The organism is Rothia koreensis (assembly GCF_004136575.1).
In the GTDB taxonomy this organism is placed as follows: domain Bacteria; phylum Actinomycetota; class Actinomycetes; order Actinomycetales; family Micrococcaceae; genus Rothia; species Rothia koreensis.
Window position 1 is genome coordinate 554,405 of the sequence record NZ_NOIQ01000001.1, and the last position, 12,418, is coordinate 566,822.

Consider the following 12,418-nt stretch of genomic DNA (forward strand, 5'->3'; position numbering starts at 1 on the left):
GTGTACATACTGACTAGGGAAGTTTCGGACATCAAGAGGTATGAGCACTACTATCTGACGGGGCGCGCCCTCACCGGGGCTGACAACGGGGGCAAAAGTTCCGCTGGCCTGGGCGGTCGGGCGGGTTCCAACCGGAAGGAGGGTACCGGCCGGAATTATTGGGCCAGGATGGCCTCGCTTCGTCCATTCAGCAACATTTCATCGGCGCGAAGGGCGGGATCGAAGCAATCAATCGAGGTGTCCGCCCCTGAGCGACCATCTCTCGCGGCTTGTGCTGGAGACATGCCGTTATTCGATATGGCACAGCGGGCACGTCAAGAATACAGATCGAATAATGCAGGCCAGATCACCTGTCGGCATTACTCAAACCTGATCAATGGGTCGGTGAGTGCTACTGGTGGCCAAAGGGCCAGCATGAGGTGTTGGATGGATATCACGGTTCACCACCTCGAAAGGAGCCGTCATGGACCCGGAACTTGACAAAGCACTGGCGGAAATTCGGCAGGAGCTGGAAGCACTTCATCAGAAGGTGGATCGGCTCCTGCAACAACAACCACCGATTCCCCCGGATGAGCCATTCCCCGCGCACCAGCCACCGGCCGCACCCCCTTCTGCTGACCCCTCACAACCCACCATGGACAACGCAGACAAAACGACCTCCGCTCCGCCCACGGTCTGACCGAGACATCTGCTCAGGCTGGGGGGGGATTCCATAGTTCTCGTCAGGGCGATTGCCCCTACCGAACACAACGCCAACACGGAGTGGATCGTCGATCAACGTCCAGCAACACCCCACGGTCTTGGGGAAGGACTGAAAGTCTTCTGTAGTGTCCCGCGACGAGAAGGAACTCGGCCATCTTGGACATCGATTCGATACTCGACAAAATCTCCGAGGCGCTCCGGAACGTACCGGGCATTCAAGCGATTGTTCTTGGCGGTTCCAGGGCGCGCGGAACGCATTCCTTTGATTCCGATATCGACGTCGGAATCTATTACGATCCCGCCGCACTCGATATCCCGAAACTGAAGACGGTTGCGCATGACATCGACGATGGCCATCGAGATGAGTTGGTCGCCGTTCCGGGAGAGTGGGGCGATTGGGTCAACGGGGGAGGATGGCTCGTCGTCGACGGGCATCATGTCGATCTCATCCTGCGTGAAACGGCACGGGTCGCCGCAGAAATCGACAATTGCCAGACCGGACGCGTGACCGCCCATTACCAGACCGGGCATCCGCACGCGTATCTGAACGTGATGTACGTCGGGGAGCTGGCTGTCAGCCGTCTTCTCTGGGACGGAACGGGCGAGGTGTCGCAGTTGAAACACGTTGCCGAGATCTACCCTTCCGCGCTCAAATCGGCCTTGGCCGGCTTCTCCATGTTCGAGGCCAGATTCTCGGCGAGGTTCGCCGCCGCCAATGCGACCAAGGATGATCCCTACTACGTGCAGGCACATCTCACGCGGTCAGTATCCTGCCTCAACCAGGTCCTCTTCGCTCTGAATGAGCAGTACTGCATCAACGAGAAGAAGGCGGTTCGGATGATCGATGGGTTCCGAATCCGTCCCGTCAACTATGGAGCGCGGATTGGCCAGGTTTTTCGGGAAGCGGGAGATGACCTTCCCTCGGCGTGCGGCCTTCTCGAAGACCTCATCCGAGACACCCAAGCTCTCGTCGACGCGTAACCACGGTCGCCAGGTCCGCCTGTTCCTGCCGATGACTGGATGAATGAACGTGGTGAAAGGCCGGGTCCGAGTGAAAATTCCAATTCCTTCGCGACGTGTTTTGAGGGCCCCGTCGACGCAGCCTTCGACGACGAGGCTTGCATCGTATCCGAGGGCGGTCTGCCCAATCGCAGGGCGGCTACTGGGAGGCCCGATCTCCTCGTCCGCGTTGAACGGGAAGGTTGCGGTCGGCAAGAGGATTCGATCGAAACCAGGGTGTCTGCGTCCGCAAGGATTGATTCCTGGGCCTCTCGGCCGGCGTGGGGAATGTTGGTGGCGGGCAGACGGTGCGGTATCACAAAACTCCTGAGGTCCTTCGAAGAGTTGCCAACGCTGTTGGTTACCGTTGTTGCAAAGACTCCCATAAGGCAAACGCGGTCAGTGCGATGAAGGGACTGCAGGCCAGAGCGTTGAGCCACCGGTGCTGGCTGATAATCGCAACGAATTCGCGAATAAATGCGCTGGGAACAAAATATTTGGCCGTAGCCGAACCGACAACAATTGCCTTTACTCCAGCTTTCCGCGTCAAACTAGCGGCGCGCAGCACGTGATAATTATTGGTAACGACAAAACACTGATCCGACCTGTTGTGCTGCGATATTATTTCTGCGGAAAAATTGATGTTCTCCCAAGTGTTGGCGGACTTCGTCTCCGGCTGCACATCCCGTGGGTCGGCGTCGTGCTCGACCAAATACTCTGCCATTGCCTGACCTTCGGCCCGGTCTTCGTCCGCGCCTTGGCCTCCGGACGGAACCAGCAGGGGGCGATCATCGGCGCAGTCACTGTTGCGATAGATATCGAGGGCGCGATCCAGCCGACTGCGCAATAGCGGTGGAACCTTGCCGTTGATCAGTCCCGACCCCAGAATGACGATCGCCGACGGGCATTGGACGCGCGGCGTACGGCCGTAAACCACTGAATACACGGCAAAAGACACGAACGCGACGCTCAAATAAACAACCACCAGGACAACGAGCAGACTCAAAGCCCTGATGCACACGTTCCACGGGTAAGGAATGGTGTGATACCCAGCGATTCTGAGCAATCCGAGGGGCAGCCCGGGGACCAGGACGCCCATCATGAGCGACAGTAGGTTGCCCAAGCTTCGGCCCTCCCTCCGCAGCATGACCAGCCCATTGGCAATGAGGGCAATGGAAAGAGCCACTACGGTCAGCGGAATCAGCAAAAGGATGAAAGCGACCAAGGTTTCGCCCGCCGGTCCGGTGGACGCCAGAAGGGTCAGTCCGAGGAGGACGCATGTGCCCAGAGCCATCGTCAGGAACACGCCGTTACGGACCATGCGGGGGTCCCGGCGCCGTCCCCACGCGTACAGAGCAAAAAAGAAGCAGGCCAGTACAAGGAGCGCTCGGGCAATAAGCATCCACCTATCCTGGCACAATCCGGGATTCTGCTCCGAGACCTGCCGTTAATCCCGTTTTTCTGTGGATGGCATCGTCAGGTGATATTGAATTTTCCCCTGCAATTTCCTCGCCGGATGTCCGCCCAACGGGAATTCATCAATGACAGGGGGTCGCACGGGTCAGTTCCCGAAATCAGGCACCGGGACAACGATTCCTGTGATCACAACGACCGCGGCGCGAGATGGTTGCCGGCGATCATGCAACGAACCGAGCCTCCCGCCGATTCGATCGTGGATACATCTACCGATTCGATGGTGACGTACCGGGACATGCGATTCAGCTGATCGGGCGTGAGGGCCTTCTCTGCGGTCATGGACATGATCATCGTCGGGCCGTCCGCTCCCACAACTTCGAGACAATTGCCCGCGAATTCATGGATCTGGGATTCCTGGAGGTCGATGATTTCTCTGCCCGTAGACCGCAGCGTTTCGAGGACTTCGGCCCTCTGCTGCTCATCTCTGATCATCTCCGCGCCGATGACCGCGACGTTCGTGCCGACCGACATCAGCACGTTGGTGTGGTACACGGGAGAACCGAATGCATCCACGGCGTCGAAGACCAGGGCTCGAAAACCGAGGTCGTCGCAGAACTTGCCGAGAACGGGCAGTGATGCCCGGTGGGACCGGCATACATAGGCAATCCGGTGAACGTGGTCCAGAACCATGGCACCCGTGCCCTCGAGGTACATGCAGTCCGTTTCGGCGGAGCTGTAATCGATGATTCGCGTGACCACTCCCGACCGGTTGAGGTGGGACACGATGTCTTCCCTGCGCTCCGCCCGACGGTTGGGTGCGTGCATGGGGTAGATGACCACGGTTCCGTCGTCGTGCGTGCTGAACCAGTTGTTGGGGAACACGCTGTCGGGAGTCTCCACGGTTGCGTCCTCGAAGACCGTCACGCCGAGTCCCAGCCGATGCAGAGTGCGCTCCAGATTCGTGACCTCGTCGAAAGCGGCCTGGGCGACCTGATCCGGATCGCCGGAGGGTGTGCTCTGGAATCTGTTGTCCGTCTCCGTGAGCGGATTTGGCGTGAACTGATGAGGGCGTACCAGGATGACGCGTGAAGGGCTCTGCTTCGACTCGAGGTCGCCGTTGCGCTGTGCGCAGACCTTCGTGGGCTCCGGGCCGTGGGCGTGGGTGTCTCGGGTTGCTCCGCGAGTGATGGTGGGGGCCAATGGATCTCCTGTGCGCCGAATGATGGATCGCTTGCCTGGTGAAAACGCTACAAAACAGCACAATCTGTCCGAAATGGGCAAGATGATCACATATTGCTCACTCAATGCGCGAAGTGGCACCGGCCAATTGCCAAAGTGTCGAGTCGGCTGCGCAGGGCATGACGTACACGACTCATCCACAAGGCCTGATTTCGCGGATCGGTCGAGGCGTGCATCCACAGCAGGCCGGGTTATCACCTCTCGCCCCTGAGCCCAGGGGACCGGCTGGGGCACTCTGTTGGTGACATGAGCGATCGCGGTCGACGCGACGCCGACGCCGAGGATCGGAGGACAAGCAATGACAGATCACCTGACAATACGCGGCTTTGTCGCGACCATCCCGGACCTGAGAACACTGCCTGATGGCACACCGGTCTGCTCGTTCCGGGTGGCGTCTACGGCGCGGTGGTTCGACGGCCGGACGGGCGATTGGGCCGAAGGGCATACCAACTGGTTCACCGTGAACTCGTTCCGGACTCTGGCGACCAACGTCGCGGCCAGCGTCAAGGTCGGGCACCCTGTCCTTGTCCGCGGGAAGCTCAAGGTCAGGTATTGGACCACGGCCCAGCAGGAAAAACGCACGAGCGTAGATATCGAGGCCCAATCTGTCGGACCCGATCTGGCCTTCGGCACGGCCACGTATGCCCGGAGTTCGGGGAAGCGTGGCACACGGACGGAGATCAAGTCTCCGGCGAGTGCAGACCCCGAGAACTCGTGGGAGGCGGCGGCCGAGAGGCACGGCCTGTCCACCAACGACAACCCGAGGATCGCCCCGTCCGGTGACCCGCTGGCGGAGGGCCAGGAATCTCTGGACGACATTGGTCTGACGGGCGAATCCGATGTCTCGGGTTTGGCGTGCGAAGGCGCCGGCGTGGGAGGCAGCGAGGAATCGGCCTCCTCGGACCAATGAATCCAGACCGTTCCACCAACCGTGGCTCGGTCGAAGGGAGTGGGCCCGATCCAGAGCGGTCGGCGAAGATATAATTGCCGCCCACAGGCCCTTGAGCGCGCCGCGGGCCGGAGATTCTGCAGACAGTGACCCGAGGGGGATTCGTGGGTGGGGTTCGTGGCCGGTGGCAACGTGCGGTGATGAGGATTTCCGTCTCTGTGGGGGCGATGAGTTTCCTCGCCGGGTGCCACGGGCCGGTCTCCGAGCCTGCCAACAGCAACGCGGATGCCTCAGCCCACATCGCGAGGCAGGAAGCTGGGCATCAGGACACATCAGCCATCGAGAGCGCCGTCTCCGCGGCCGTCGCGGAAGGAGACGTCACGGAATCCCGTGTACGCGAGGCCCTGATCGGCATGGGTTGGGACGCAACGGGCATCGAGACGGGGCAGAACATCACACCGACGGGTCTGGACGTCGATAACGTCGATGCCGCCATCAGGGACCACCAGAACTGTCACATGGTCGACGTGCGGCCGAATCGGACGGTGACCGTCGTGACAGTTCCCACTCTTGGTTCGGGGCGTTGCATGGTCGGACACGTCTACACGGAATAAGCAAAGATAGTAGCCTTGGCCATATGGCTGAATTTATTTACACGATGTCTAAAGCCCGCAAGAAGGTGGGCGACAAGGTCATCCTGGACGACGTCACCATGTCGTTCTACCCAGGCGCCAAGATCGGCGTCGTCGGCCCGAACGGTGCCGGTAAGTCCACCATCCTCAAGATCATGGCCGGCCTTGACGAGCCGTCCAACGGCGAAGCGCGCCTGAGCCCCGGCTATTCAGTGGGCATCCTGTTGCAGGAGCCGCCCCTGAACGAGGAGAAGACGGTGCTCGGCAACGTCGAGGAAGGCGTCGGCGAGATCAAGGAGAAGCTGGACCGCTACAACCAGATCTCCGAAGAGATGGCGAACCCGGATGCCGACTTCGACGCGCTCATGGAAGAAATGGGCAAGTTGCAGGGCGACATCGATGCGGCCAATGCCTGGGACCTGGACAGCCAGCTGGAACAGGCCATGGACGCCCTCCGCTGCCCGCCCGGTGACGCGGAAATCGCTACCCTCTCCGGTGGTGAGCGTCGCCGAGTTGCCCTCTGCAAGCTGTTGCTGCAGAAGCCCGATCTCCTGCTCCTCGACGAGCCGACCAACCACCTCGACGCCGAGTCGGTCCTCTGGCTCGAACAGCACCTTTCCAACTACGAGGGTGCCGTTCTGGCAGTGACCCACGACCGCTATTTCCTCGACCACGTCGCCGAATGGATCTGCGAGGTCGAGCGGGGCCGCCTCTACGGGTACGAAGGCAACTACTCGACCTACTTGGAGACCAAGCGCAAGCGCATGGAGGTCCAGGGCAGGAAAGACGCCAAGCTCGCCAAACGACTGGCAGACGAACTGGACTGGGTCCGTTCCAACTCCAAGGGCCGTCAGACCAAGTCGAAGGCTCGTTTGGCCCGGTACGAGGAAATGGCCGCCGAGGCGGAGAAGACCAGGAAGCTGGACTTCGAGGAAATCCAGATCCCGCCGGGACCCCGACTGGGCAATCTCGTGATCGAGGCGGACAACCTCCAGAAGGGTTTCGGCGACAGAAGCCTGATCAAGGACCTGTCCTTCTCCTTGCCTCGCAACGGCATCGTGGGCGTGATCGGGCCGAACGGCGTCGGCAAGTCGACACTGTTCAAGACCATCGTGGGCATGGAACCGCTGGACGGCGGGGACCTCAAGATCGGTGAATCCGTCAAGATCTCCTACGTGGACCAGAACCGCGCCAACATCGATTCCGAGAAGTCGCTCTGGGAGGTCGTTTCCGACGGACTCGACTTCATCCAGGTCGGTCAGGTCGAAATGCCCTCACGAGCCTACGTGTCGGCCTTCGGTTTCAAGGGACCGGATCAGCAGAAGAAGGCCGGAGTGCTCTCCGGTGGTGAACGCAACCGTCTGAACCTGGCTCTGACCCTCAAGCAGGGCGGCAACCTGCTGCTCCTGGACGAACCGACCAACGACCTCGACGTCGAAACCCTTGCGTCGCTCGAGAACGCGCTGCTCGACTTCCCGGGTTGTGCCGTGGTGGTCTCGCACGACCGCTGGTTCCTGGACCGCGTCGCGACCCACATTCTCGCTTGGGAAGGCACCGAGGAAGAGCCCGACAAGTGGTACTGGTTCGAGGGGAACTTCGAAGCATACGAAGAGAACAAGGTCGAGCGGATGGGCCCCGAAGCGGCCCGCCCGCATCGTCTCACCCACCGCCGGTTGACCCGCGACTGACCCGCAGGACACCACGACGACGGCCGCTCACCCGAGAGGAGAGCGGCCGTCGTCGTGTGTGCTGATCGGGGGACGCGCGATCCGGCCCGAGTCAGGTGCGGTCCGCGCCGGGCCGAACTCGGACCATTGCCTCCTGTGTGGTCGTGGCGACCAGGGCCCCGTGCCGGTCGAAGATCCTTCCACAGGCCAGTCCCCGAGAGCTCGACGCATTGGGGGATGCCTGGGTGTAAAGGAGCCAATCGTCGGCGCGCGCGTCCCGATGCCACCAGATGGCGTGGTCCAAAGAAGCCATCGTCAGGTGGGGATCGATCCAGGCCATGCCGTGCCGCCGGAGAATCGGGTCCATCGGGGTGTAATCGGAGGCGTAAGCGATGGCCGCTCGGTGCACCACGGGATCATCGGGGAGCTTCCGATGGGTTCTGAACCACACCGCATTGACCGGCTCCCGGGACTCCGAGGGTTTGAGGTAAATGGGTTCCGTGACGTATCGGATCTCGAACGGCCTGCCGTGAACGACTCGCTGCGCCAGCGGATGGTCGACGTGACCCCAGAGCTGCTCGGGACTCGGGAGAGTATCCGGGTCGGGAACGTCGTCGGGCATCGGTTCGTGATGCTCGAGCCCTTCGGCGGGAGTCTGGAATGAAGCAATCGAGGAGAGGATGACCTGACCCTCCTGATACGCGTGGATCCGTCGTGCCGAGAAAGACCGACCGTCGCGCATTCTCTCGACGCCGAGGACGATCGGCTGGGTGACGTCCCCCGGACGAAGGAAATAGCCGTGCATCGAGTGGATCGGCCGGTCGTCGTCGACGGTGCGACTGGCCGCCATGGCGGACTGCGCGAAGACTTGGCCGCCGAAGACGCGCGGGGTTTCCGGAGCCAGCGTGTGTCCCACGAAGATGTCCTCCGTGGTTCGCAACGGAGTGCTCGGCTCGAGGTCGAGCATCCTGACCAAGGAATCGGTGGGATCATCGTTCTCGGACGGAAACTGGGAATCCTGGAAAGTGCTCACTCCACGATCTTAGAGCTCGATCAACGACGTGTCACAAGGTGCAAAGCGGCGTCTCGGAATCCGGCGCGGGCAGGGGACGAGGACATAATGGAACAAACGCCCCCTATCGATCGTGGACTCATGACCGTTTCTCCATCTCCGACCGCCCTCCAGTTTGCCGACCTCGGGCAGGCCAAGGATCTCGCAACCCTGATATCCCGCGTCAGGTCGATCGACTCCGGCGCGGCCGTCCGGCTGCAAGCACGCGGCAACGTGTTGGGGGTGTGGGTCCCGGTCATGAGCGCCGAAACGCTCCTTGAACAGATCCCCACCGTCCTGGGCATGCGAGCGATCCACTTGGACGTTGCATCCGAGGCCGACGTGACCGTCGAGTCCGCGGCGCTCCTGGACCGACTGGCCAGGATCGAGAAGACCGACGGCGCTCTCGACATTCCGCCGGTCACGGTTCACGCAGCCTGGTCCGGGATCATTCCTCCGGCCTCCGGATGGAGCCACGTGGGAACCATGAGTTCTGGGGACGTCGACGCCGCGGCGCGCGAAGGCATGAGCGCCGTCGAACAAGCGCTCCCGGCCAACCCCGGTGGGGCCGTGGTCAGTACGGTGAGGGCACGGATCTGGGGGAGTACGACGTCGTTCGACATGGTCACTGGCGCGGCCTTCGGCGCCACGGTGCTCGGGTTCAACGACTCCGGCCAAGACTTCGACGTCTACCAGTCCGGGCCGTGGCACAGGCTGAGCGGGCCGACCGGTCACATTCTGTCCCGTCCGGGAAACACCCTCTGACTCCGTTGCGGAATCCGGGCGAGGAGCCTTGGGGAGCGTGTCCGGCTGATCAGCCCGGAGTGTTGGTCATGGCTCGGGCAGCCCGCTCGAAATAGTCCCACATCATTCCATCGAGGAGCGGCGGCAGGTGGAGGGTATCCATGGATTCCCTCATGTATTTCAGCCACGTCTCCCGCGCCCAAGAATCGATGGCGAAGGGTGCGTGGCGCATCCTGAGCCGGGGGTGTCCTCTGCGGTGACCATAGGTGCTCGGCCCGCCGAAGTACTGCTCCAGAAACATTTCGAGTCGTTCCCGAGCCGGTTCCAGATCATCCTCCGGGTACAGCGCGCGAAAATCAGGATCCGCAGCCACACGGTCGTAGAACTCCGTGGTGAGCTGGTGGAATGCCTCGTGGCCACCCATCTGGTCGTACAGGCTGGAAGCCGATGATGCCGGATTCGTCATAGGTTTCCCACTCTACTCCGAATCCGGCATCCCACAGATGCGTCGAGGGTGGAGGGTCAGGAGATCACGTCGGCCGCCTGAACCCTCAGAGCTCGTTCGATCGCGTCGCGGCCCTCCATGACCTGCCTCTTCAAGGAGTCCTTGCCCTCGCCGAGTTGCACGAGAAATTCTTCTGAAGCCTCGAGAACATCGCGGTCGACGATCTGGGGGAACAATCCACCGATGATCTGCTGTGAGATCTCGTGGGAAAGCTCGGTCCAGACCCGTTCGATCGACTCGAAGTACCGGGAGACGAAGGGCCGAATCAGGGAGTCCTTGGTGGTCATGGTGAAGCCGGTGATGGCCGCACGCTGGATCACATTGGGCAGTTCGTGGCTCTCCACGACCTGCTGCCACACCTTTTCCTTGGCCTCTGCCACGGGAATCGCCGCCCTGGCCTGGGCCGCGCGCTGAGCCCCGGTCGAGGTATTGTCCTTCTCCGCCGCGGCCTCGATGTCCTCCGAGCCTCGGCGCCCCGCGGCCACGAGGGCGGTCAGCAGTTTCCACGCGAGGTCCTTGTCGATGGACAACCCGGGCAGCGTGGTGTTTCCCGCCAGCAGGGCCTCGACGGTGTCGAGCTGTTCGCCGCTGGTCGCGTGGGCGGCGAAGGCCTGGACGAACTGGAGCTGCTGGTCCGACCCTTCCTCGGCACCTTGCGCGATGTCCCACAGGCCGGCCGCGGCCTTTTCTCGGGTTTCCTCCTGTGCATCCGGACGCACGTACATGCGCAACGTCGTCGCGAGGTTCCGAAGCTGGGTCAGGATCGTGGTGGAATCCGTTTCCGCGCCGATGTTGTCCAGAAGGAGGTCGACGAAGTGGCGCGCGGGGATCTGGCCGTCGCGTGTTCCGTTCCACGCGGCACCCCACACGACGGCGCGGGGCAACGAGTTCTCGAAGTCCCGCAGGTGCTTCCGGGCCGTGTCGAAGGAGGCGTCGTCGAGACGGACCTTCGCGTAGGCGAGGTCATCGTCATTGAGGAGAATCAGTGCGGGCCGCTGTCGTCCCGCGGTATCGGGGACCTCGGTGTGCTCGCCGTCGACGTCGAACTCGACGCCGTGCACGCGAACCAGCTTGCCGTCCACGAAGTCGTAGAAGCCGGCGGTCATCCGGTGCGGGCGCAGCGTCGGGTATTCGTTGGGGGCCGTCTGGATGACGTCAAGACGGGTGATCATCCCGGAGTCATCGACCTCAACCGAGGGGGTGAGCGTGTTGACCCCCGCCGTCTCGAGCCATGCCTGGGACCACGACCTCAGTTCGCGACCCGAGGTAGTCTCCAACTCGGCCATCAGATCGGCGAGAGTCGCGTTGCCCCAGGAATGTTTCGTGAAGTAGGAGTTCATGGCCTTCATGAACTCTTCCTGTCCGACCCAGGCCACCAGCTGTCGGAGGACGGAGGCACCCTTGGCGTAGGTGATGCCGTCGAAATTGACCTGCACATCGTGCAGATCCTTGATGTCCGCGACGATCGGATGCGTGGAGGGAAGCTGGTCCTGACGGTAGGCCCACGTCTTTTCCATCGCCGAGAATGTGGTCCATGCGTGTTCGAACCGGGTGTTCTCGGCGGCACTGAGGTGGGACATGAACTCCGCGAAGGACTCGTTGAGCCACAGGTCGTTCCACCATTTCATGGTGACCAGATCGCCGAACCACATGTGCGCGAGTTCGTGGAGAACCGTGATCGCCCGGCGCTCGATCATTGCCTGGGTCGTCTTGGACCGGAAGATGTAGTCCTCGAGAATCGTCACGCAGCCGGCATTCTCCATCGCGCCGGCGTTGAACTCAGGCACGAAGAGCTGGTCGTACTTGTCGAAGGGGTAAGGGACGCCGAACTGGCGCTCGTAGAAGTCGAAGCCCTGCTTGGTGAGTTCGAAGATTTCCTCGTGATCGAGATACTCCATGAGGGACCGGCGCGCGTAGATGTCCAGCGACACATTGCGTCCGTCGGAGGTGGTCAACGAGTCGGAGACCTTCGTATAGGGGCCCGCGACGAGTGCGGTGATGTAGGACGAGATCCGCGGCGTCGTACCAAAATGCCAGACGTCGGAATCCGCCCCTTCGTCACGAACATCCACGGGCTGGTTGGAAATCACGTTCCACGTCTTGGGAGCCCTGACCGTGAACGTGAATTCGGCCTTGAGGTCCGGCTGCTCGAAAACGGCAAAAACCCGGCGGGAATCCGGAACCTCGAACTGGGAATACAAGTAGACCTCGCCGTCGACGGGGTCCACAAAGCGATGGAGGCCTTCACCGGTGTTGGTATAGGCGGCGTCGGCGACGACGGTCAGCGTATTGCTGCTCTCCAGAGCGGGCAGGGAGATTCGTACGCCGTCGGAAACCTCGGACGGGTCGAGTTCCTTGCCGTTGAGCGTCACCGAGTGAACACGCTCGGTGATGGCGTCGATAAAGGTCGAGGTGCCGGGTTCTGCGTCGAATTCGACCGTGGTGGTCGAAGGGAAGCTGGTCTCCGAAGCCGTCAGATCAAGATCCACCCGGTAGGAGTGCACTCTTGTCACGGTCTCCGCGCGTTGGGAAGCTTCCTGGCGCGTCAGATTGAGTCCCGGCATATGGGTCACC

General features: G+C 61.8%; 10 protein-coding genes. 5 read left to right on the forward strand and 5 right to left on the reverse strand.

Annotation, left to right across the window (positions count from 1 at the left end):
* Positions 1-858 precede the first annotated feature (858 nt).
* Positions 859-1,683 carry a nucleotidyltransferase domain-containing protein gene (locus EWU68_RS02575; RefSeq protein ID WP_156265283.1) on the forward strand — a complete coding sequence of 275 codons (825 nt, stop codon included), beginning with the start codon at positions 859-861 and terminating at the stop codon, positions 1,681-1,683.
* A 379-nt stretch (positions 1,684-2,062) separates the two neighbouring features.
* Here the strand turns inward: EWU68_RS02575 and EWU68_RS02580 are convergent, their stop codons facing one another.
* Together EWU68_RS02580 and ctlX are read right to left on the reverse strand one after the other, a co-directional pair.
* Positions 2,063-3,022 carry a YdcF family protein gene (locus EWU68_RS02580; protein WP_238692266.1) on the reverse strand — a complete coding sequence of 320 codons (960 nt, stop codon included), beginning with the start codon at positions 3,020-3,022 and terminating at the stop codon, positions 2,063-2,065.
* Between the two features lie 281 nt (positions 3,023-3,303).
* Complete coding sequence (ctlX, locus tag EWU68_RS02585; protein WP_156265284.1) at positions 3,304-4,317, reverse strand: citrulline utilization hydrolase CtlX; 1,014 nt, start codon at positions 4,315-4,317, stop codon at positions 3,304-3,306.
* Between the two features lie 337 nt (positions 4,318-4,654).
* Between ctlX and EWU68_RS02590 the strand changes: the two genes are divergently transcribed.
* From EWU68_RS02590 to ettA, 3 genes are all read left to right on the forward strand, one after another.
* Complete coding sequence (locus EWU68_RS02590; protein ID WP_129314283.1) at positions 4,655-5,266, forward strand: single-stranded DNA-binding protein; 612 nt, start codon at positions 4,655-4,657, stop codon at positions 5,264-5,266.
* 179 nt (positions 5,267-5,445) lie between these two features.
* A complete protein-coding gene (locus EWU68_RS02595; RefSeq protein WP_129314284.1) occupies positions 5,446-5,859 on the forward strand; it encodes a DUF6993 domain-containing protein in 414 nt (137 codons plus the stop codon).
* A gap of 23 nt (positions 5,860-5,882) precedes the next feature.
* Entirely contained in the window at positions 5,883-7,565 is a 1,683-nt protein-coding gene (gene ettA / locus EWU68_RS02600; RefSeq protein WP_129314285.1) for an energy-dependent translational throttle protein EttA, read from the forward strand.
* A 91-nt stretch (positions 7,566-7,656) separates the two neighbouring features.
* Here ettA and EWU68_RS02605 read toward each other — a convergent pair whose 3' ends face one another.
* Positions 7,657-8,577 carry an acyl-CoA thioesterase gene (locus tag EWU68_RS02605; RefSeq protein WP_338049670.1) on the reverse strand — a complete coding sequence of 307 codons (921 nt, stop codon included), beginning with the start codon at positions 8,575-8,577 and terminating at the stop codon, positions 7,657-7,659.
* A gap of 120 nt (positions 8,578-8,697) precedes the next feature.
* Here EWU68_RS02605 and EWU68_RS02610 point away from each other — a divergent pair, with 120 nt between their 5' ends.
* Entirely contained in the window at positions 8,698-9,360 is a 663-nt protein-coding gene (locus EWU68_RS02610; RefSeq protein WP_129314286.1) for a DUF8185 domain-containing protein, read from the forward strand.
* Between the two features lie 49 nt (positions 9,361-9,409).
* Here the strand turns inward: EWU68_RS02610 and EWU68_RS02615 are convergent, their stop codons facing one another.
* Positions 9,410-9,805 (reverse strand): globin, encoded by a 396-nt coding sequence (locus tag EWU68_RS02615; RefSeq protein WP_129314287.1) that lies wholly within the window; start codon positions 9,803-9,805, stop codon positions 9,410-9,412.
* Positions 9,806-9,861: 56 nt separating this feature from the next.
* Positions 9,862-12,408 carry an aminopeptidase N gene (pepN, locus tag EWU68_RS02620; RefSeq protein ID WP_129314288.1) on the reverse strand — a complete coding sequence of 849 codons (2,547 nt, stop codon included), beginning with the start codon at positions 12,406-12,408 and terminating at the stop codon, positions 9,862-9,864.
* Positions 12,409-12,418 lie beyond the last annotated feature (10 nt).